Annotated in this window: 17 protein-coding genes, 1 other RNA gene and 3 pseudogenes; 14 read left to right on the forward strand and 7 right to left on the reverse strand. The window is 65.3% G+C overall.

All coding sequences use genetic code 11. The features are described 5' to 3' along the window. Positions 1-326, reverse strand: a pseudogene (locus CWO91_RS34760) (DUF2147 domain-containing protein); the annotation flags it as partial. A gap of 194 nt (positions 327-520) precedes the next feature. Here CWO91_RS34760 and CWO91_RS34765 point away from each other — a divergent pair. Further along, positions 521-1,390, forward strand: a complete 870-nt coding sequence (locus CWO91_RS34765) for a DUF2147 domain-containing protein (protein WP_130220009.1) — start codon at positions 521-523, stop codon at positions 1,388-1,390. A 341-nt stretch (positions 1,391-1,731) separates the two neighbouring features. Continuing rightward, on the forward strand, positions 1,732-2,943 hold the full coding sequence (locus tag CWO91_RS34770) for an extensin-like domain-containing protein (RefSeq protein ID WP_130220010.1): 1,212 nt from the start codon (positions 1,732-1,734) through the stop codon (positions 2,941-2,943). Positions 2,944-3,194: 251 nt separating this feature from the next. Here CWO91_RS34770 and CWO91_RS34775 read toward each other — a convergent pair whose 3' ends face one another. Further along, entirely contained in the window at positions 3,195-3,536 is a 342-nt protein-coding gene (locus CWO91_RS34775) for a DUF6665 family protein (RefSeq protein ID WP_130220011.1), read from the reverse strand. 54 nt (positions 3,537-3,590) lie between these two features. Further along, positions 3,591-4,226, reverse strand: coding sequence for a TetR/AcrR family transcriptional regulator (locus tag CWO91_RS34780; protein ID WP_130220012.1), 636 nt, complete (start codon positions 4,224-4,226; stop codon positions 3,591-3,593). Positions 4,227-4,422: 196 nt separating this feature from the next. Here CWO91_RS34780 and CWO91_RS34785 point away from each other — a divergent pair, with 196 nt between their 5' ends. The 4 genes from CWO91_RS34785 (at position 4,423) to CWO91_RS34800 (ending at position 11,163) form a co-directional block, all read left to right on the forward strand. After that, a complete protein-coding gene (locus tag CWO91_RS34785; protein ID WP_130220013.1) occupies positions 4,423-5,748 on the forward strand; it encodes an HlyD family secretion protein in 1,326 nt (441 codons plus the stop codon). Positions 5,749-5,777: 29 nt separating this feature from the next. Next, entirely contained in the window at positions 5,778-7,361 is a 1,584-nt protein-coding gene (locus CWO91_RS34790; protein WP_091879262.1) for a DHA2 family efflux MFS transporter permease subunit, read from the forward strand. Positions 7,362-7,904: 543 nt separating this feature from the next. Then, positions 7,905-9,704: an ABC transporter ATP-binding protein gene (locus CWO91_RS34795; RefSeq protein WP_165405928.1), complete on the forward strand. Its 1,800-nt coding sequence runs from the start codon at positions 7,905-7,907 to the stop codon at positions 9,702-9,704. Positions 9,705-9,756: 52 nt separating this feature from the next. Further along, on the forward strand, positions 9,757-11,163 hold the full coding sequence (locus CWO91_RS34800; RefSeq protein ID WP_130220015.1) for an MATE family efflux transporter: 1,407 nt from the start codon (positions 9,757-9,759) through the stop codon (positions 11,161-11,163). Between the two features lie 97 nt (positions 11,164-11,260). On the opposite strand, the gene CWO91_RS34805 is transcribed toward CWO91_RS34800, so the two are convergent. Beyond that, complete coding sequence (locus tag CWO91_RS34805) at positions 11,261-12,004, reverse strand: sulfite exporter TauE/SafE family protein (RefSeq protein ID WP_130220016.1); 744 nt, start codon at positions 12,002-12,004, stop codon at positions 11,261-11,263. Positions 12,005-12,233: 229 nt separating this feature from the next. On the opposite strand from CWO91_RS34805, the gene CWO91_RS34810 reads away from it, so the two are divergent. Then, positions 12,234-12,494 carry a hypothetical protein gene (locus CWO91_RS34810; RefSeq protein ID WP_165405929.1) on the forward strand — a complete coding sequence of 87 codons (261 nt, stop codon included), beginning with the start codon at positions 12,234-12,236 and terminating at the stop codon, positions 12,492-12,494. Positions 12,495-12,499: 5 nt separating this feature from the next. Here the strand turns inward: CWO91_RS34810 and CWO91_RS34815 are convergent, their stop codons facing one another. Further along, complete coding sequence (locus CWO91_RS34815; RefSeq protein WP_130220018.1) at positions 12,500-13,870, reverse strand: PLP-dependent aminotransferase family protein; 1,371 nt, start codon at positions 13,868-13,870, stop codon at positions 12,500-12,502. Positions 13,871-13,950: 80 nt separating this feature from the next. Between CWO91_RS34815 and CWO91_RS34820 the strand changes: the two genes are divergently transcribed. Next, positions 13,951-14,379, forward strand: a complete 429-nt coding sequence (locus CWO91_RS34820) for a DUF983 domain-containing protein (RefSeq protein ID WP_130220022.1) — start codon at positions 13,951-13,953, stop codon at positions 14,377-14,379. Between the two features lie 38 nt (positions 14,380-14,417). Next, positions 14,418-14,528 (forward strand): annotated as a pseudogene (locus CWO91_RS44715) (alpha/beta fold hydrolase); the annotation flags it as partial. 245 nt (positions 14,529-14,773) lie between these two features. Here CWO91_RS44715 and rnpB read toward each other — a convergent pair. Next, an RNA gene (rnpB, locus tag CWO91_RS34830) (RNase P RNA component class A) lies at positions 14,774-15,204 on the reverse strand. 149 nt (positions 15,205-15,353) lie between these two features. Between rnpB and CWO91_RS34835 the strand changes: the two genes are divergently transcribed. Continuing rightward, a complete protein-coding gene (locus CWO91_RS34835; RefSeq protein WP_091879244.1) occupies positions 15,354-15,707 on the forward strand; it encodes a YciI family protein in 354 nt (117 codons plus the stop codon). Positions 15,708-15,783: 76 nt separating this feature from the next. After that, entirely contained in the window at positions 15,784-17,016 is a 1,233-nt protein-coding gene (locus CWO91_RS34840) for an RNA polymerase sigma factor (protein ID WP_130220019.1), read from the forward strand. Positions 17,017-17,171: 155 nt separating this feature from the next. Here the strand turns inward: CWO91_RS34840 and CWO91_RS34845 are convergent, their stop codons facing one another. Next, on the reverse strand, positions 17,172-17,954 hold the full coding sequence (locus tag CWO91_RS34845; RefSeq protein ID WP_130220020.1) for an N-acetylmuramoyl-L-alanine amidase: 783 nt from the start codon (positions 17,952-17,954) through the stop codon (positions 17,172-17,174). Positions 17,955-18,479: 525 nt separating this feature from the next. On the opposite strand from CWO91_RS34845, the gene rsmH reads away from it, so the two are divergent. From rsmH to CWO91_RS34860, 3 genes and pseudogenes are all read left to right on the forward strand, one after another. Then, positions 18,480-19,469 (forward strand): 16S rRNA (cytosine(1402)-N(4))-methyltransferase RsmH, encoded by a 990-nt coding sequence (gene rsmH, locus CWO91_RS34850; RefSeq protein ID WP_165405930.1) that lies wholly within the window; start codon positions 18,480-18,482, stop codon positions 19,467-19,469. A gap of 3 nt (positions 19,470-19,472) precedes the next feature. Continuing rightward, the gene (gene ftsL, locus CWO91_RS34855) at positions 19,473-19,865 is read left to right on the forward strand and encodes a cell division protein FtsL (RefSeq protein ID WP_091879235.1); all 393 of its coding nucleotides are present in this window, start codon (positions 19,473-19,475) and stop codon (positions 19,863-19,865) included. After that, positions 19,862-20,058, forward strand: a pseudogene (locus tag CWO91_RS34860) (penicillin-binding protein 2); the annotation flags it as partial. The gene ftsL and the pseudogene CWO91_RS34860, both read left to right, overlap by 4 nt.

The raw sequence follows: 20,058 nt of genomic DNA on the forward strand, positions 1-20,058 counted from the left end.
GCCGCCTGGACCGGCGCCTGCGGCACGGGCTGCTGCTGCACCGGAGCCGGCGCGGGCTGCGCGGTCGTCGTCGCCGGAGCCGGCGTGGTGTCGACGTCATCGTCGTTGGAGCCGCCAAGGCCCTTGAGGTTGATGTTGTTCAGCTTGATCGGCTTGTCCGACAGGCCCGGCGCGACGATGGTCACGCAATTGAGCGAGGCGCAATTGCGCGGCGTCTCGATGCGGATGTGCTGGCCTTCGATCTGGAACGAGATCGAGTTGCCGGCATGTGCGGCGGCGGTCGAAGCAAGGAAGAGCGCGGTGGCGGCGATGGTGAGCTTGTTCATGACAACCTCCGAAAATGGCGTGGTCCCGGTATGGACTGATGTCGCTGGTGACTGAGCGTGGTACGACCCTACGCAGGAGCCGTTCCTTCTTCCGTGATGGACGTCACGCCGGCTTGCGGCGGCTTGCGTGAGCCGGCGCACATTCGGCCATCCTTCATCCGGGTAACGTCGCCGCGACACAGAGGGAGGCGTCGATGAAGCGGCTTGCGGCTTCGCTTGGCACATTGATCGCCTTGATGGCGATTGCGCCCGCTGCCCAGGCCGGTTCCTATTCGTTCTCGATCGGCGGCCACCGGTTTCATGTCGAGGCACCGCGCAATTGCCGATCTGCTTCCTGCGTTTCGGTGTCCAGTCGCGGCCTCCGGCCGACAGAAGACATCAGCACAACACCGGCCTCGCAGCCGGCACCCGCGCCGATGGTCCAGGCACCGCAGCCGGTTTGTCCGGCGGCGCCGGTCCGGCCGCCACAAGCGACTGCGGTCGTGCCGCCACCGGCGCCTCCCGTCCTTGCCGCGACAACGTCGCAGCCCGTTGTGCTGCCGCCGGCGCAAAAACTCGAGGCGTCGATCCCCAATCCGATGCGGGTTGATTTGCAGCGCGTAGATCCGCCGAAGATCGTTGCGCTCGATCCGCCGCGCATCGAGCCGCCGGTCATCGTCCCGAGGCCCGAGATCAAGCAGACCGCAACGGTTGCACAGCGCAGCGACGACGGGGGCTATACGCCGCTCGGCGAATGGGAGAGCGCCGGCGCCAACGGCACCGTCCGCATCGAGCGCTGCGGACCGGCACTGTGCGGTTATGCGCTGACCGAGGCCTCAAACCGAGGTGAGAGCGTTCTCGTCAACATGAAGCCGAAATCGCACGACGTCTGGACCGGCAACATCTATAGCCGCTCCAGCGGCAACACCTATTACGCGACGATGACGCTGAAGAGCTCCGGCAAGCTGCACGTCGAAGCCTGTGCGCTCGGCCGCTTCTTCTGCTCCGGAAACGACTGGACGCGTGTTGAGGAGCGGCAGGAGCAACTGATCACGACGTCGCGGCAGTGGAGCGCGCGATCGTAGCTCCTCGCGATATGCCGTTATCCCTCCTCCTCTTGCGGGAGAGGGGGCTGCGAGTGCGGTTGATGAGTCTCTAAATCATGCCGAGCACGATGGCGCCGACGAAGGCCATGGCGAGGTACGCAGCGATAATGCTCAGTCTGCCGGCGAACGTCATGAGATCGCTCCCGTCGCGCCGCCTTGGGCGAGTGCTTTATGGTTAACAGAAAGTCTCTCGCCGAAAAAGTCAGTCTTGCTGTCGCTCAGTCCTTGCAGCATTTCGCCGCGCACGGGCCGGCATGGTTAAAGAACGCTGAAATCGACACGTTGAAGAGTCTTTAAGTAAATTCGCCGAACGTGCGTTCATGACGCGCGGAGTTCGTTTGTATCTTGTCGGCTCCATCGTCCTTGTTTCGCTAGCGGGTTGCGGACGCGGCTTCTTTCAGGCCGAACGTGAACCGTGGCGAGCCGAGGCGGAAGCGGCGTGCCTGAAATCGGGCGCGGTCAAGGAGAGTGCGGACATCGTCCGCATCGACCCGATCTCCGGGCCCGGCCAGTGCGGCGCCGAATTTCCACTCAAGGTCGCCGCCATTGGCGAAGCCTCCAGCAGCTATGGCTTTGCCGACGAGGAACTGCGTCCGCCGGGGAACATCGGCAACCAGCCGCGCTGGCCGGTGACGCAGCCGCGATCGAACTATCCGCAGAGCCAGAATTATCCGGCCTCCTCTTATCCACAGCGATCGAACTACCCCGAGAGCGCGGTGCAACAGCCTTCCGGCTATGGCACCTCAACCGGACCGATGTCGTTGAACGCGCCCGGCGTGGCGCCGCAGGAAGACGAGATCGATCTGCCGCCCGAGGGCACCGATGCGGCGGGCGCTGCGCGCTATATGAATGCACCGAGCTATCCGGCGCGGCCGGCCGGTCCGGCACCTTACTCGCAGGCGCCCGCGCAGCAGCCGCTGCCGCGTCTTGGCCCGGCGCAGGGCAATCCTGTCACCGCTGTCGGTCCCGTTGCGATCAAGCCGACTGCAACGCTGGCCTGTCCGATCGTGTCCGAGCTCGACCGCTGGCTCGCCGATACCGTGCAGCCCTCGGCCATGCGCTGGTTCGGCGTCCGCGTCGCCGAGATCAAGCAGATCTCCGCCTATTCCTGCCGCGGCATGAACGGCAACTCGCGCGCCCACATCTCCGAGCACGCCTTCGGCAATGCGCTCGACATATCTGCCTTCGTGCTCGCCGACGGCCGCCGCGTCACCGTGAAGGACGGCTGGCGCGGCATGCCGGAAGAGCAGGGGTTTTTGCGCGACGTGCAGTCCGGCGCCTGCGCGCATTTCACCACGGTGCTCGCACCGGGCTCCAACGTCTATCACTACGATCACATCCACGTCGACTTGATGCGCCGCGCCAGCCGTCGCCTGATCTGCCAGCCGGCCGCTGTCTCCGGCGAAGAGGTCGCCGCGCGTGCGCAGTCACGTAGTCCGTATGCGAATGCGCGCGATCCTTCCGTGACTGGTTCGCTCGGCCGCAAGAGCACCGCGCACAAGCGCGAAGAAGACGAGTACGCCGACGATTGAGGAGTTGAAGTAAGATCCGCGCTGTATCACAGGCGTCGTCCCGGCGAAGGCCGGGACCCATAATCCGAGGACGCAGTTTGGCGAAGATTCGTCGTTCGGTACTCTGACCGTCGTACTCTGACCGTCTGCAATTGATGGATCACGCGGTATGGGTCCCGGCCTTCGCCGGGACGACGGCGGAATGTTGGGCGACTGCTTTCGCGCAATCACGCGTCGCGTCTGCCGAGGCATAGCTCGACCGACTTATCAAGTCATTTCGAAGTCGGCTTCGACGGCACGGGGACCAGCCCCATGCACCGCTGCACCTCGCCGGGAACGTTGTAGGTCCGCATGATGTGGCGGCTGTCGCGCAAGCCGGTGGCCTCACGTTGCACCACGAACATCCAGAGCGCCTGGCCGGCTTCCGCGACCAGCTTGCGCCTCGCCGGCTGCAACGAGGCCGGCGTGTCCGAGAGCGCGTGGGCGGCGTCGAACTCGCGCAGGCGCGTCAGCGTCTGTTCGAGCGCGCGGCCCATCCGTCCGAGTGCCGAGGCCTGTTCCTGGACGATCTCATAATGGAGGATATCGACCGGCGGGCGAAGATCACGAGACATGGTCGCAATATAGGGCCGCGGCGCCGGCCTGCGCAACGCGTGGCCTGCTTGCCGTTACTTCGCCCGGTACGCCGCGAGGAACATCCGTGTCGCGCTGTTGACCACCTCAGTCATCCGTTCTTCCGATGGTGCAGGGGCGGCCTGGAAGACGAAGGGCAGAAAGAGTGAGGCCTTGCAGAGTTCCATGAATTGCGAGGCGGCAAGATCGCAATCGTCGATCGCGAGCTCGCCGGAGCCGACATGGGCTCTGAGGTACTCGGAGAGGCGGTTGATGGTCTTGTCCAGCACCCGCCCATAGTAGCGGCGGCCGACATCGGGCATGCGCTCGGCGATCGCCATCACGGTGCGGATCGCTGATCCGCCGCCTGGGCGGCAGAGCAGATGGATGTAGGCCCGGCCGAACTCCTTCAGCGTGGTTTCGGCATCGCGCGCGGGATCGAAATTGAACACGACCTGGCCGTGCTGGAGCGCCTCCTCTTCGAGGATGGCTTCGAACAGCGCGCATTTGTCGGCGAAGTAGACATAGAGCGTGCCCTTGGAGACCTGCGCGGCGCGCGCGATCTCGCCCATGCTGGCGCCGTCGAAACCGAGCGCCATGAACACCTTGCGGGCCCCGTCCAGGATCTGGCGTCGCTTGGAACTGTCCTCCTCTTGGAGGACGTGCAGATGTTCGCTGGCAGCTACAACCATTGGTTTAGGGTCTCGGAAGGTTTTTGGATCGGGTCTGGCGCCATGGAACGCAAATATAAGGATTCGGGCCCGTAGGGTCCCGGGCGGGAATATTATGTATATTGACGAACGGTTCGGTCAATGGTATTTGGGATGAGCGAGAGGGAACAGGCCGCACGACGGCCTGCCCTTGGTCGCGCTTTTTGGGGAGGCCTTTATGGCCGTATCGAGAGACCAGGCAGCGCGCGTCCTTCGCCAGGAAGCGGTGGAGACGACGCCGGAGCAGGCGAGCGGTGACGCTGCGACCGAGAAACCCGCCGTCCTGGCCGAGCAATTGCGCTCTCATGTGGCCGAGGAAACCAAGCGCCGCACCGCCGAGGTGGCCGAGAAGCCCGCAACCGATAGGGCGGCCCCGGCTGTACCTGCCGATAGCGCCACTGCCGGCGCGCCCAAATCCGGCAAGCGCAAATTCGTCCTGATGGGTGTTGGCTTGCTGCTGGCGCTCGCGGTCGCGAGCTATGCCGGCTACTACACGCTGGTCGGCCGCTTCTACATCTCCACCGACGACGCCTATGTCCGCGCCAACAACACCATGCTCGGCGCGCGCGTCGCCGGTCACATCTCCTCGATCCTCGCCGGCGACAACACGCCGGTGCGTGCCGGCGATGTCGTCTTCCGCATCGACGATGGCGACTACAGGATCGCGGTCGATGCCGCCGCGACCAAGATCGCGACCCAGCAGGCCACGATCGATCGTATCGGCCGCCAGGTCGCCGCGCTCGACAGCCAGGTCGCGCAGGCCAAGGCGCAGCTCGTCTCGGCTGAAGCGGGCCTCAAGCGCGCCGATCTCGATTATGAGCGTCAGCAGGCGCTGAGCAACAAGGGCTTTGCCTCGCGCGCCGTGTTCGAGAGCTCGGAAGCCGGACGCGACCAGGGCGCCGCCGCGGTCAAGGCTGCGCAGGCCGCCTACGACGTCGCCGTCAGCAATGTCGACGTCGCCAAGGCGCAGCAGGCCGAAGCGCAGGCGCAGCTCGCCGAGCTCAAGACCACGCTCGCGAAGGCCGAGCGCGACCTCAGCTTCACCGCCGTGCGCGCACCGGTCGACGGCACGTTCTCCAATCGCCTGGTCAGCGCCGGCGATTTCGTCGCGGTCGGCCAGCGCCTCGGCAACGTCGTGCCGCTCGATGCCGTCTATATCGACGCCAATTTCAAGGAAACGCAGCTCAAGCGCATCCGTCCCGGCCAGCCGGTGACGATCAAGGTCGATGCCTACGGCATGCGCAAGTTCTCGGGCGTGGTCGACAGCATCGCGGCGGGCGCAGGCTCGGTCTTCACGCTGCTGCCGCCTGACAATGCCACCGGCAATTTCACCAAGATCGTGCAGCGCGTGCCGGTGCGCATCCGCGTGCCGAAGTCGGTGGCGAAGCAGAACCTGCTCCGAGCCGGCATGTCGGTCTACGCCACCGTCGACACCAACAAAGGTGCGGCCGACGCCGACAGCGAGGTCGATCTCGACGATCCCACCGCGATCCATCCGCAGTAGGCGCGGCTCGAGCGCCGCGAGGTCGGACCATGGCCAACGCCACCACCGCTTCACCTGCCATGATGGCGGATCCGGCTTCGGAGCGCATCGCGCCGAAGCGGCTGTTTGCCTTCATCATCATGGTGTTCGGGATGTTCATGTCGATCCTGGACATTCAGATCGTCTCGGCCTCCCTGAGTGAGATCCAAGCCGGCCTGTCGGCGAGCTCCAGCGAAGTCTCCTGGGTCCAGACCGCCTATCTGATCGCCGAAGTGATCGCGATCCCGCTGTCGGGATTTCTGTCGCGCGCTTTCGGTACGCGGCTGTTGTTCGCGATCTCGGCCGCCGGCTTCACCTTCTCGAGCCTGCTCTGCGGCTTCGCCTCCACGATCGAGGAGATGATCCTCTGGCGCGCGCTGCAAGGCTTCCTCGGCGCCGGCATGATTCCGACGGTGTTCGCCTCGGCCTATACCGTGTTCCCGCGCACGAAATTCCACATCGTCGGTCCGATCATCGGTCTCGTCGCGACGCTGGCCCCGACCATCGGGCCGACCGTCGGCGGCTACATCACCGACCTGATGTCGTGGAACTGGCTGTTCTTCATCAACGTCGTGCCCGGCATCAGCATCACCTTGGGCGTGCTGGCGCTGGTCGATTTCGACGAGCCGCATTTCGAGCTGCTCGACCGCTTCGACTGGTGGGGCCTGCTGTTCATGGCCGGCTTCCTCGGCACGCTCGAATATGTGCTGGAGGAAGGTCCGCAATATGAATGGCTGCAGGACACCTCGGTGGCGATCTGCGCCTGGATCTGCGCGATCTCGGCGATCGCCTTCTTCTGGCGCGTCTTCACGGCGGCCGAGCCGATCGTCAATTTGCGCACCTTCTCGAACCGCAACTTCGCGATCGGCTGCCTCCTGCAGTTCTGCATCGGTATCGGCCTCTATGGCCTGACCTATATCTATCCGCGCTATCTCGCCGAAGTGCGCGGCTACAGCGCGCTGATGATCGGCGAGACCATGTTCGTCTCCGGCATCACCATGTTCCTGGTCGCGCCGCTGGTCGGCCGTCTCATGGTGAAGTTCGACATGCGCTACATGATTGCGTTCGGCCTCGTCGTGTTCGCGATCGGCTCCTACCAGATGACCTGGATCACCCGCGACTACGATTTCTACGAGCTGCTGGTGCCGCAGATCCTGCGCGGCATCGGCATGATGTTCGCGATGGTGCCGACCAACAACATCGCGCTCGGCACGCTGGCGCCTGATCGGGTGAAGAACGCGAGCGGCCTGTTCAATTTGATGCGCAATCTCGGCGGCGCGGTCGGGCTCGCCATCATCAACACCGTGCTCAACGATCGCACCGATCTGCACATCACGCGTCTCCAGGAGCGCGTGACCTGGGGCAACGCGACTGCGACCGAAACCCTGACCATGTTCATGCAGAAATTCCAGGGGCTCGGCGATTCCACGCTGATGGCGATGAAACAGCTCTCCCAGCTCGTGCACCGCCAGGCCGTGGTGATGAGCTTCGGCGACGCCTTCTTCATGCTGACGTTGTTCTATCTCGGCCTCAGCCTGCTGGTCGCGCTGCTGAACAAGCCGGCCGCGATGACCGGCGGCGGCGACGCGCATTGACGCTATACATACTCGGTGTCATCGTCCGCCTTGTGCGCACTTGCGCACTGGGGCGGACGATCCAGTATCCCAGAGGCCGGCGTTGGAGAGCCCGCTCTCACCACATCCGCCGCGGCGTACTGGATCCCCCGGTCAAGCATGACAGTGGAGATTGAGGCGAGGGACGGTGCGCAGCAAAGCGCCGCGCGCCAACGCCCCCGCACCAAATTGCAACACTCATCTGTGATCTCGCGTGAGCCCCGTTGCAAATGGCAAACGACACATCTATAAAGCGCACCTCATTCAATCGAACCGGGGAGAGATTTGCATGATTTCGTCGCATTCGCAGATCGCACGCCCGCGCTCGATGATGTCCTGGCTCGGTATGTACGCGGCCTGTTAGAGGCCTCTTCCGCCAGCTTCGATTGGGCCAAGGTTTCGACCCAGCGCCCCGATCGCTCCGCTTCCCAAGTCAAAGTCAGTTTTGAGTGACGCCGTTTCGGCCCTCGCGGCCGGCCTGCGTCCATCAATGGAGCCGGCCTGCGCGAGCGGCCGGATGATGTCATGACCGCTCTGTCCAAAAAGCCCGCCGCGATCCGCGTGGTGCTGCCCTTCGTGTTCCGGCACTGGCTGAAACAGCCCGGGCGCGGCCTCATCGTGGCCGGCGGCCTATTGGGCGCGACCATCGCCGATCTGTTCATGCCGGTGTTCTCCGGGCATCTGGTCGATGCGCTGACGCGCGGCCCGTCCGATCCGGACGCGCGCCGCGCGGCGCTGGTGGCATTCGGCGCCATCGTGGCGTTGGGCGCGGCCTCGATGGTGCTGCGGCTCGTCGGCCTCCAGGCGATCGTGCCGTTCACGCTGAAGATCATGTCCGACGTCGCGCAGGACGCGTTCACGCGCGTGCAGCGCTTTTCGACCGATTGGCACGCGAACTCCTTTGCTGGCTCCACGGTGCGCAAGATCACCCGCGGCATGTGGGCGCTCGACCTGCTCAACGACACCATCCTGATGGCGCTGGCGCCCTCGCTGCTGGTGCTGATCGGCTCGATGGTCCTGATCGGCGTGCACTGGGCCTCGCTCGGCCTGGTGATCGCGCTCGGGGCGATCTTCTACGTCACGATCACGGTGGTGTTCTCGACCCGCTACATCGCGCCGGCGGCCCGCGTCTCCAATGCCTGGGACACCAAGGTCGGAGGCACGCTGGCGGACGCGCTGACCTGCAACGCCGTGGTGAAGTCGTTCGGTGCCGAAGCGCGCGAGGATGCGCGGCTCGCCCGCGTCATTGGCCGTTGGCGCGTGCGCGTGCGGCGGACCTGGCTGCGCTACAATTACACGGCCATGTCGCAGCTTTCCTTGCTGCTGTGCCTGCGCGCGTCCGTGATCGGCGGATCGGTGCTGCTGTGGATGTCAGGTCACGCCTCGCCCGGCGACGTCACCTATGTGCTGACGAGCTACTACGTCATCCACGCCTACTTGCGCGATGTCGGCATGCATATCAACAACCTGCAGCGCTCGGTCAACGACATGGACGAGCTGGTGGCGATCCACGACGAGCCGATCGGCATTGCGGATGCTTCCGCCGCGCGGCCGATCGCGATCGAGGGCGGCGAGATCGTGTTCGACGACGTCACGTTTCATTATGGCGGCCACCGCGCGCCGCTGTATGACGGGCTGTCGTTGACGATCCGTGCCGGCGAACGGGTCGGCCTTGTCGGCCGTTCCGGCTCCGGCAAGACGACCTTCGTCAAGCTGGTGCAGCGGCTTTACGACGTCTCCGGCGGCCGCGTGTTGATCGACGGGCAGGACATCGCGCTGGCCACGCAGCAATCGCTGCGCAGCCAGATCGCGATCGTGCAGCAGGAGCCGATCCTGTTTCATCGCTCGCTCGCCGAGAACATCGCCTATGGCCGGCCGGGTGCCAGCCTGCAGGCGATCGAGCAGGCGGCGCGGCTTGCGAACGCGCACGACTTCATCCTGCGCCTGCCCAAGGGCTACGGCACGCTGGTCGGCGAGCGCGGCGTGAAGCTGTCGGGTGGCGAGCGGCAGCGCGTCGCGCTGGCGCGCGCCTTCCTGGCGGATGCGCCGGTGCTGATCCTGGACGAGGCGACCTCGAGCCTCGATTCGGAATCTAAGGCGCTGATCCAGCAGGCGATGGAGCGGCTGATGAAGGGCCGCACCTCGATCGTGATCGCACACCGCCTATCGACGGTGAAGAGCCTCGATCGCATCCTGGTGTTCGACCGCGGCGAGATCGTCGAGCAGGGCACGCATGCCGTGCTCGCGGGCAAGCCCGGCGGCATCTATCGCGGCCTGTTCGAGCGCCAGGTGGTGGAGCTCGGACATATCGCAGCAGCGGAATGACGCGCGTGGCCGGTGGACGAATGCCGGCCACGTCGCCTGAGGATGGAATGAGATGAAAGACCTGACACACGGCTCCATCGTGAGACACATCCTGGTCATGACGCCGCCGATCATGGCCGGCATGATCTCGATCATGATCTGCCAGCTGGTCGATCTGTACTTCGTGTCGGGTCTGGGCGATGCCGCGGTTGCGGGCGTCGCCGCGGCCGGCAATGCCGGCTTCCTCGTCAACGCCCTGATGCAGGTGCTCGGCGTCGGCACGGTGGCGCTGATCGCGCATGCCGTGGGACGCAAGGACCGGCCGGACGCCAACCTCATCTTCAACCAGGCGGTCGCGCTGTCGATGCTGTTCGGCCTGTTGACCCTTGTTGCGGGAGCGGCGCTGTCGCGCCTCTATATGCGGTCGGTCGCCGCGGACGTCGCCACGATCGAGGCGGGAACCACTTATCTATTGTGGTTCATGCCGGCGCTCGCGCTGGAATTCGTCATGCAAGTGATCGCATCCGCGCTGCGCGCGACGGGAATCGTGCGCCCTGCGATGCTGGTGCGGGTCCTCGCGGTCGTCATCAACATCGCGCTGGCGCCGGTGCTGATCTCGGGCTGGGGCACCGACTACGCGCTCGGCGTCGCCGGCGCGGGGCTGGCGAGCTCGATCGCGGTCGCCGCGGGCGTACTGATGCTGCTGGCGTACTTCCGCAAGGTCGAGCGCTACGTCGCGTTCAACGCGACACAGTGGCGCCCGCAGCCGCGCCACTTGAAGCGCATCCTCAATGTCGGTCTGCCGGCCGGCGGCGAATTCGCGATGATGTTCATCTTCATGGCCGTGGTCTATTACGTGCTGCGCGATTTCGGCGCGGCGGCGCAGGCGGGATTCGGCATTGGGCAGCGGGTGCTCGGCCTGATCCAGATGCCGGCGCTCGCGGTCGCGCTGGCGGCCGGGCCGATCGCCGGCCAGAACGTCGGCGCTGCGAACGGCGCGCGCGTGCGCGAAACCTTCGTCAAGGCGGCGCTGATCACCACCGTCGTGATGATCGGCTTCATGATTCTTGCGCAGCTGAAGCCGGAACTGCTGCTCGCCGGATTCTCGAACGACAGGGAGACGATGGAGATCGCCTTCCTGTTCCTGCGGATCATCTCGCTCAACATGGTGGCGCAGGGCCTGATCTTCACCTGCTCGAGCATGTTCCAGGGCCTCGGTAACACCAAGCCGGTGCTGTTGAGCTCGGCGACGCGCGTGTTCACTTATTCGCTGCCGGCGATCTGGCTGTCGACGCGGCCGGGCTTCCGCATGGAGCACGTGTGGTACTTGTCGATTGCTGCGACGACGCTCCAGGCTGCGCTGAGCTTGTGGTTGTTGCGCCGCGAATTCATGAAGCGACTGGTATCGCCCCGTCCGGAGCAACCCATGGAGCAGGCGGGGGCCGAGCCAGTCGCGCCTCCCGCACGCGTGCCCGCCTAAAGCGCGATGAGATTAGGATGAATCGTCATCGCGCTTTAGGTTGTTGTTTGAGCATGATCTTTTCGGAAAACCGCTACGCACTTTTCCGGATCATGCTTTAGTGCGTGCCAACACTATTCCAGACGAGGCCGAGGCCCGACAGAAATAGGAGGCCGAGCACGACATCGCCAAAATGCTTGTCGCTCAGGGCGTGATAGACCCGCGCGCCTGCCCATGCGCCGATCAGTGTGCCCGGAAACGCGACCAGCGCGAGCCAGACCACTTTGAGTTCGACAAGGCCCGACGCGGTCTGCAACGCCAGCGCGGTCGCGAGCACCGTGAAATTGAAGAGCTGGAAGATGCCGCGTCGCTCGTGCTTGTTCCAGCCGCGGATGTTGGCCCACAGGATCGGCAGCGGGCCCGACAGTCCGGCGAGGCCGCCAAGAATGCCGCCGGCGAAGCCGATCGCGCCGTCGGCGATCCGGCCGCCGAACTTGATCGCGAGCGGCCTCTTGTTCAGATACAGCGCGCTCGAAAAGATCAGGAGCAGCACGCCGACGCTCAGCTTGAACACTTTTGGATCGGCCGATGCGACCATCATGGTCCCGAGCGGCACGCCGATCAGTCCGCCGATCAGGAACGGCCAGACCAGCGAGAGATCAAAACTCTTCCACATCGACGGCAGCGTCGAGGTCTGCGCGATCACCGAGCAGATCAGCACCAGCGGCACCGCGAGCGATGGCGGCAGCGCGTAGAGCCAGATGCCGAGCGCCATCAGCGCTGTGCCGAAGCCGGCCAGTCCCGAGACGAAGCCGCCGGCCAGCGCGCCGAACAGCAGCAGGACGTAGGTGAGCGCTTCCAATGGATCATCCTTGTCACAATGGGCGATCCCGAACTGTTGATCACCCCCGCCCGCATAGCACGCCTGCTGGCTTGCAGGTCAATCCATGCTGCACGCAAGCGTGATCTGCGGCGTTCGGGCTTTCGCGAAAGACACGCCTACATGACGGTCGTACTTCAATCCTGGGGCCCGCCCGATGCCATCGTGCGCTCCGATCGGTCAGTCCCGAACGAGATGATGGAGAATGACGATGACCCGCATGAGCATTGCCGTTGCGGCCGCGCTGTTGTCGGCGACGGCCTTGATGCCGACAATGGCGCAGGCGCAGTTTTCCGAGCCTGCGGCCTATCAGGCCGCCCATCCCGACCGCGATGTGCTCAATGGCGGCCAGCTCACGCCCGCGGGGCGCGCAGCCCGCGGCGAGGCGGTGGCCCCGAGCGAGGCCTATGCGGCTTATCCTGCAGCCGTTGCGCCGGTGGTTCGCCCACGCCACCGTCGTCATCATCAATAAAGAGTCTAGACGATCTGCCTGGTGTCGGCGGGCTTTTGCAGTGCGCTGACCAGGATGCGCAGCGCTTCCGTCAATTCCGATCTGTTGCGTGCCGCCCCCAGCGAGACGCGTGCCGCATGCGGTGGTGCCCCGTCGACCGTGAAGGCATCGCCGGCGACCACCGCGAGCCCATTCCGCAAGAGATGCTCCGCGACATCGGACCGGCCCTCCGGCAGCCGCAGCCAGAGATGATGAGCGGCCGGCTTGGCCAGGAACTGAAACCCCTTCAGCGCCCGCTGCGCGAGCTGTTGGCGGCCGACCGCCTCGTTGCGGATGGCGGTGATGATGCGGTCGGCAATGCCGGTCTCGATCCAATGCGTCACCAGCGCGACCATCAGCGGGGCCGGCATCTGCACGGTGGCCTGCAAATAGCTGCGCATCGTCTGCTGCGCGTCGTTGTCGGGCGCCAACAGATAGGCGACGCGCAGCGCCGGCGCGATGCATTTTGACAGCGTGGTCGCGAGATAAGTCCGCTCCGGAATGAGGTTCGCGATCGGCGATGCCGAGCGATCGAGCAGCCCGTAGGCGTCGTCCTCGATCAGCGTCGTACCGGCATCGCTGATGATTTTTGCGATGGCGTCACGCCGCTCGGCGGACAATGTCGCCGTGGTCGGATTGTGCAGTGTCGGAATGAGATAGACGGCCTTCGGGCTGTGCGCGCGGCAGGCCTTCGCCAGCGCGTCGGGCAGGATGCCGCCGTCGTCCATGGCGACACCGATGAGCTTGACGCCGAGCCGTGCGGCGGCGGCCTTGATGCCGGGAAAGGTGAGCGCTTCCGTCAGCACGATTTCGCCAGGCCGCGCGAGATGAGCGAGCAGGTTGAACAGGATCGTTTGCGCGCCCGGAAAGATCACCAACCTGTCGGCATGTGCATGCGGAACGCGTGCGCGCATCCAGCGCGCTGCGATCTCGCGCTCATGCGCGCTGCCGCCGGGCGGTTGATAGTTGAGATGCGCCGTCAGGCCCGATTGCGCGCGGATGGACTCCATTCCGGCGATGATGCGCTCGTCGAGCTGCGCCTCCAGCGGATGCGGCGGCACATTCATCGAGAGATCAATCGCGACGGGATGCGGCATGTCGACCGCACGGCGCGCGCTGGTCTCCGACACGAACGAGCCCTGTCCGACCCGGGCTTCCATGATGCCGCGGCGCCGGGCTTCGGTGTAGGCGCGTGTCACCGTGGTGAGATCGATGCCGAGCGCTTTTGCCAGTGCCCGCTGCGTCGGCAATTGCTGGCCGCGCACCAGCCTCCCTGCGGCGATGTCGGCCTCCATGGCCTCGACGATGCGCTGGTAGCGCGGGCCGGAGAGCTCCGAGATTGTAGGGGTCCAGTCCATGCAATATAGGGCCTATATCCTTTGAATGTATGGATGCAATATATTATTGTATGGATCGTTGAAAAGGAAGAGGTGTGGTCATGGCGACGGTCTCTCTGGCAAAGGCGATGTGGCGCGGTTTCAGCGGCAAATGTCCGAATTGCAGGGAAGGGCACCTGTTCGGCCGCTTCCTCAAAGTGGCCGACGCTTGCGACCATTGCGGCGAGGAGCTGTTCCACCAACGCGCCGATGATTTTCCGGCTTACCTCGTGATGGTCATCGTCGGCCATCTCGTGGTGCCGGCCATCCTCGCGGTCGAGACAGCCTACGCGCCGCCGGAGTGGCTGCAACTCGCGGTGTGGCTGCCGGTGACCCTGTTCGCGTCGCTCGCATTACTGCAACCGACCAAGGGCGCCATTGTCGGGCTGCAATGGCAGCTTGGCATGCACGGCTTCGAGGCCAGCAAGCTGCGGCGCGAGGCCGGCGAGATTGCACCCGTCCTGGTGAAGGTGGACACGCGCGCGGCCTGACGCGGCCGCAGCGTTTACATCGCGCGGCCGGCCGCTACCGCACCAAGAGCGAGGACGGCTGGCGCCATTTCGAGCTCGACGCCAGTCACGCGCCGAATGTGACGGCGCCGGAGGCTCTGATGGCCGTGTTGCAAGAGATCGTCGCGTAACTCTCGTCGTCATTCCGGGGCTCGCGAAGCGAGAGCCCGGAATCCATTCATCCACCAACACTGCGGCCCGATGGTTTCCGGGCTCGTGCTGCGCACGCCCCGGAATGACACCGTTTGAATGGCTGCGCGCTCGGCCAAAATGGTGAGGGGCCCGGCGCATTCACGCCGAACCCCTCGTTGCTTCCTTAGCAAGACGCGTTTTCTTCACGCGAACCGGAAACCCACTTCGCTCGAAAACGCTTTAGAATATCAGCCGGCCTGTAAGCCGGGTTCTGTAGGGCACCGCCCGCTTGCGCGAACGGTACGTGACGGCCATTCCTCTGGGGTCATGTTTGCACATGGCCTCGAGCAACCTACCCGGACGGCGGGCCTGACATCGCCCCGCGGCGTTATCGCTTGCGCGAACAGCCCGCTACGCCGTCCCTATTCGGTTTTGCTCCCGGTGGGGTTTACCATGCCGGCTCCGTTGCCGGATCCGCGGTGCGCTCTTACCGCACCTTTTCACCCTTACCTCGCCGAAGCCCCGAAGGGGCGAAGGCGGGCGGTTCGTTCTCTGTGGCACTTTCCCTGGGGTTACCCCCGCCGGACGTTATCCGGCACCGCATGTCAAGGGAGCCCGGACTTTCCTCCCCGGCGGCCTTTCGGCCCCTGCCGGAGCGGCCGTCCGGCCGACTGACGGTTTACGCATGGAGCATTTGTGACGGTTCCGTCAAGCCGATATCGCCGCGCACGCCTCGCCCGAAATAATTTATCCTGAAGATGTCGTTTGGAGCGTGCCCCGTTCGACTGGATGCTGGCGAGAGAGCCGAACAACAGGAGTGAAGCATGCAGTATCTGCTGATGATCTACCAGAACGAGGCCGAGTACGCGAAGATTGACACGGGAACCACTCAGAAGATGTCGGCGGAGTATGAGGCCTTCACGCAATCCATCATCCGGAACGGCAATTTCAAGGCCGGCGATCGGCTCCGGCCGACCACGACCGCGACCACGGTGCGCGTGCGCGACGGCAAGACGCTGACGACCGACGGTCCGTTCGCGGAAACGCGCGAGCAGCTCGGCGGCTACTATCTGATCGAGGCCAAGGATCTCGACGCCGCGATCGAGATTGCGGCGCGGATTCCCAGTGCGCGCATCGGGTCGATCGAGGTGCGGCCGATCTGGGTGTATGAGAAGTGACAACTCTCACCTTCGTCATTCCGGGCTCGCGGCTTTGCCGCGCCCGGCAATGACGAGAGGAGAGTGATCGTGTGACATGACCCCTTCCGAGATCGAAGCCATCTTCCGTGACGAGGCGGGGCGGGCGCTGGCCACGCTGATCCGCCTCGTCGGTGATTTCGATCTCGCCGAGGACGCGCTTCAGGACGCCTTTGCCGTCGCCCTGGAACGCTGGCCGGCATGCGAGGTCCCCGACAATCCGCGCGCCTGGCTGGTCAATGTCGCCAAGCACAAGGCGATCGACCGCATTCGCCGCCAGGCTATCTTTCGCGGCAAGCGGCAAGCTCTGGTGCACGAGCTCGAACTGAATGCGCAAGCGCCTGACGAGCCGCCGGCCATGCTCGACGACGACATGCTCAGGTTGATCTTCACCTGCTGCCATCCCGCGTTCGCAGCCGAAGTCCAGATCGCGCTGACGCTGCGCACCGTGTGCGGGCTCTCCACCGCGCAGGTGGCGCGCGCCTTTCTCGTCAGCGAGGAGGCGATGGCCCAGCGCCTCGTTCGCGCCAAGCAGAAGATCCGCCTCGCCGGTATTCCTTACGAAGTGCCGGAGCGCGACGCGCTGGCGCTGCGGCTCGACGGCGTGCTCGCCGTGATCTATCTCGTCTTCACCGAAGGCTACGTGGCGACCTCGGGTACGGGCCTGATGCGGCCCGATTTCGCCGTCGAGGCGATCCGGCTCGGCCGCCTGCTGGACCGGTTGATGCCCGATCGCGCCGGCATCAAGGGCCTCCTGGCGTTGATGCTGCTGCACGATGCGCGCCGCGCCGGGCGCGAGACACCGGCCGGCGACATCGTGCTGCTCGAAGAGCAGGACCGCTCGCTCTGGGGCCGCGCGCAGATCGAGGAGGGCCTGCTGTTGGTGGAGGACGCGCTGCGCCTGCCGGGCCGGCCGCAACCCTATGCCGTGCAAGCCGCGATCGCAGCGCTGCATGCACGCGCGACCAGCTTTGACGAGACCGATTGGCGGCAGATTGCGGGGCTCTACGAGGTGCTGCTACGCATCAGTCCCTCGCCGGTGATCGAGCTGAATCATGCCGCGGCGGTGTCGATGGTCGATGGACCTTCACGTGCGCTCGCGCTTGTCGACGCGATCACCGCGCGCGGCGGGCTTGATGGCTACGAGCTGTTGCCCGCGGTGCGCGCGGATCTGTTGCGGCGGCTCGGCCGCAAGGACGAGGCGCGCGAGGCGTATCGGGCGGCGACGGAGGCGACACAGCTGGAGCCGTTGCGGCGGCTGTATGCGCGACGGGTGAGGGAAATGGGATAGTCGCCACGAACTCCGTCATTGTGAGCCAACGGGTCCGCGCGAAGCGCGGCCCGATGACAGGCTCCGCGAAGCAATCCAGAGCCTTTCCGCCGGAACAGTCTGGATTGCTTCGTCGCAAGAGCTCCTCGCAATGACGAAGTATGTGGCCGTCGCCGTCACTTCGACGCGACCTCTGTCCCTTCCGCCGGCAAGCTCGCCAGCAACGCCTGCAATGTCGACAGCGTCGAATGATCGGCGACACCATCCAGCCGCGCCGGGCGGAAGTGGCGCTGGAAGGCGGTGATGACTTCCATGGTCGCGGCATCGTATTTGCCGGTCAGCGGCACGCCATAGCCGTATCTGGCGAGCGCCTGCTGCATGCTCAGCACGGCGTCGCTGATGGTGCCGAGCATCAGGGTCTCGCCGCGCACGACCGGGGCGGGCGTCACCCAGTGGCCAACGCCGGAATTGGCCAGCGAATGCCACGGAAATTTTTCGCCAGGATCTTTCTTGCGTGCGGGTGCGACGTCGGAATGGCCGAGCACCCGGTGCGGCGGCACTTTGCGGCGGAGCATGATGCCGCGGCACAGCGCGATCACGGCGGCGATCTGGCGCAGCGGATACTCCGGATAGCCCCAGTCATGGCCGCGATTGATGATCTCGATGCCGATCGAGCAGGAGTTGATGTCGTCCTCGCCGGCCCAGGACGAGACGCCGGCGTGCCAGGCGCGCCTGGCCTCGGGCACGCATTGCACGATGCGGCCATCCTCCAGCACAACGTAGTGCGCCGACACGTCGGTCCCCGCCGTGCACAGCCGCGCCAGCGCGCCCTCGACATCGGGCATGCCGGTGTAGTGCAGCACGATCATGTCCGGCTGGCGTCCCTTGGCGCGCTCGCCATGGTTCGGCGAAGGGATGATGTCGGAGACGATCGAGGAATCCGGATCGAACGTCCGCATGCCCGCCGCGGCCTTGGGAACCGGGAGAACGCGTTGACGCTTCGAATCAGATCCAGACGGCGTGGACGAACCGGACGGCATGGACAGCTCGAGTTGGACGGAGAGTGTGGGCCAAGCCCTTCTCTTTACTATTCCTTTACCCTCGGCCGCGCGCAATCGCGCGGCGCGGTTAACGAATGCATTTTGGCGCATGTGTGTGGATGAAGCATCACCACAGCGTCACCATTTCGACTTGTCGCGAGCCGATCAACGCTTTCTTAACGCTAAGGGCCGTTACTGAGAGATGAAGTGCCGACCCGCGTACGGAGGCGGCCAAAGCGTATTTTGGCTCGAAATCCCATGGCTGCCCGACAAATTCCACTGGGAACACTGGGTTTGCCGCCCGGGACGACCGGACTCGGTAATCATGTAGGACGAGGGCTTTGTCGTGGAACCGCCGCGACGCAGAATCATTCGAGGCGTCATGGGCTGTTTCGTTCCCGATCTGGCATCGACGTCAGGCCGGGCGTTCGGCAGGCGTGGCGCATGAGCTCGGCTCCGCACATTCCGGTTCTCGGCCGCGAGGCCATCGACCATCTCGCGCCGCGCGAAGGTGGCATCTATGTCGATGCCACCTTCGGCGCCGGCGGCTACAGCCGCGCCATTCTCGAAGTGCCGGGAACCCGGCTCATTGCCATTGACCGCGATCGTACTGCGATCGCTGGCGGTGCCGAGCTCGTCGAACGCTCCGCCGGCCGGCTCACGCTGGTCGAAGACCGCTTCTCCAACCTCGCCGAGGTCTGCGCGGCGCAGGGCGTCGAGGTGATCGACGGCGTCGTGATGGATGTCGGCGTGTCCTCGATGCAGCTCGATCAGGCCGGCCGCGGCTTCTCCTTCCGCCTCGACGGTCCGCTCGACATGCGGATGGGGCAGGCGGGCCCGACCGCGGCGGACGTGGTCGCGCGTGCCTCCGAAGGCGATCTCGCCGACATCATCTATCTCTTCGGCGAGGAGCGGCATTCGCGGCGCATCGCCCGTGCCATCGTTGCAGATCGGCAGGAGACGCCGTTCACGACCACGCGCGCGCTCGCCGATCTCGTCGGCAGGGTCGTGCGCTCGAAGCCCGGGGACATTCACCCGGCGACGCGGACGTTCCAGGCGCTGCGCATCTTCGTCAACGAAGAGCTCGAGGAACTGCAGACGGCGCTCGCTGCGGCCGAGCGCGTGCTCAAGCCGGGCGGCCGGCTCGTCGTGGTCTCGTTCCATTCGCTGGAAGACCGCATCGTCAAGAATTTTCTCGCGTCACGTTCCAAGAGCGGCGGTGGCTCGCGGCATCTGCCGGAAGTGGCGCAAGCCGCGCCGAGCTTCCAGCTGCTGACGCGGCGGCCGGTCGTCGCCGGTGAAGACGAAGTCGCGCATAACCCGCGCGCGCGCTCCGCAAAGCTGCGCGCCGCCGAGCGCACCTCGGCGCCCGCGCATGACGATGGCGAGCCATCGTCCTGGCCAAGACTCTCCGACGTCATGAGGGGCGGCTAGCGCATGCGCTTCATCCACCTCCTTGTCATCGGCGCGCTGATCTTCGCGGCGGCCCATGTCTACCGGATCAAGATGGATTCCACCGCGCGCACCGAGAAGGTGCTGCGGCTGCATGCGGAGATCCGGGAGCAGCGCGATGCGATCGCCTCGTTGCGCGCCGAATGGGCCAAGCTCGATGCGCCGCTGCGCCTGCAAGGATTGTCGGACCGGCATCTGTCGCTCAAGCCGGTCAACGGCACGCAATATGACTCGCTGAAGAACCTGCCGGAGCGCCCGCCGCGGATGTTCAGGCCGGGCGAGCCCGACCCGATCGGAGCCATGCTCAACACCATCGAAGCCGCGAGCGATCCCGAGACGGTGACGGGCTCCGTGCCCCAGCCGGAGGACAATCAATGAGCGCTCCGATCCCGGCAAAACCCACAGAGCCCTGGCGGCAGCGGCTGATCCGCAGCCTGCTCTACGGGCGCAACGTCGATCGCGCCGCGAAGGCGCGCGCGCGCGTTGGTCTCGCAATGCTCGCCTTCGCCTCGGTCTATGCCCTGATCGGCGGCCGCCTCGTGATGTTCGCGATCGGCGCCGACGCTCACGG

The sequence above is a fragment of the Bradyrhizobium genosp. SA-3 genome (genome assembly GCF_004212635.1).
Classification (GTDB): Bacteria; Pseudomonadota; Alphaproteobacteria; order Rhizobiales; family Xanthobacteraceae; genus Bradyrhizobium.

What these genes read in the sequence shown, in the direction of transcription:
- rsmH (WP_165405930.1), top strand. Translation starts at nt 18,480, where the DNA reads ATGAGCTCGGCTCCGCACATTCCGGTTCTCGGCCGCGAGGCCATCGAC.
- ftsL (WP_091879235.1), top strand. Translation starts at nt 19,473, where the DNA reads ATGCGCTTCATCCACCTCCTTGTCATCGGCGCGCTGATCTTCGCGGCG.
- CWO91_RS34815 (WP_130220018.1), bottom strand. Translation starts at nt 13,870, where the DNA reads ATGGACTGGACCCCTACAATCTCGGAGCTCTCCGGCCCGCGCTACCAG.
- CWO91_RS34795 (WP_165405928.1), top strand. Translation starts at nt 7,905, where the DNA reads ATGACCGCTCTGTCCAAAAAGCCCGCCGCGATCCGCGTGGTGCTGCCC.
- CWO91_RS34840 (WP_130220019.1), top strand. Translation starts at nt 15,784, where the DNA reads ATGACCCCTTCCGAGATCGAAGCCATCTTCCGTGACGAGGCGGGGCGG.
- CWO91_RS34845 (WP_130220020.1), bottom strand. Translation starts at nt 17,954, where the DNA reads ATGCGGACGTTCGATCCGGATTCCTCGATCGTCTCCGACATCATCCCT.
- CWO91_RS34785 (WP_130220013.1), top strand. Translation starts at nt 4,423, where the DNA reads ATGGCCGTATCGAGAGACCAGGCAGCGCGCGTCCTTCGCCAGGAAGCG.
- CWO91_RS34775 (WP_130220011.1), bottom strand. Translation starts at nt 3,536, where the DNA reads ATGTCTCGTGATCTTCGCCCGCCGGTCGATATCCTCCATTATGAGATC.
- CWO91_RS34810 (WP_165405929.1), top strand. Translation starts at nt 12,234, where the DNA reads ATGACCCGCATGAGCATTGCCGTTGCGGCCGCGCTGTTGTCGGCGACG.
- CWO91_RS34765 (WP_130220009.1), top strand. Translation starts at nt 521, where the DNA reads ATGAAGCGGCTTGCGGCTTCGCTTGGCACATTGATCGCCTTGATGGCG.
- CWO91_RS34800 (WP_130220015.1), top strand. Translation starts at nt 9,757, where the DNA reads ATGAAAGACCTGACACACGGCTCCATCGTGAGACACATCCTGGTCATG.
- CWO91_RS34770 (WP_130220010.1), top strand. Translation starts at nt 1,732, where the DNA reads ATGACGCGCGGAGTTCGTTTGTATCTTGTCGGCTCCATCGTCCTTGTT.
- CWO91_RS34820 (WP_130220022.1), top strand. Translation starts at nt 13,951, where the DNA reads ATGGCGACGGTCTCTCTGGCAAAGGCGATGTGGCGCGGTTTCAGCGGC.
- CWO91_RS34790 (WP_091879262.1), top strand. Translation starts at nt 5,778, where the DNA reads ATGGCCAACGCCACCACCGCTTCACCTGCCATGATGGCGGATCCGGCT.
- CWO91_RS34835 (WP_091879244.1), top strand. Translation starts at nt 15,354, where the DNA reads ATGCAGTATCTGCTGATGATCTACCAGAACGAGGCCGAGTACGCGAAG.
- CWO91_RS34780 (WP_130220012.1), bottom strand. Translation starts at nt 4,226, where the DNA reads ATGGTTGTAGCTGCCAGCGAACATCTGCACGTCCTCCAAGAGGAGGAC.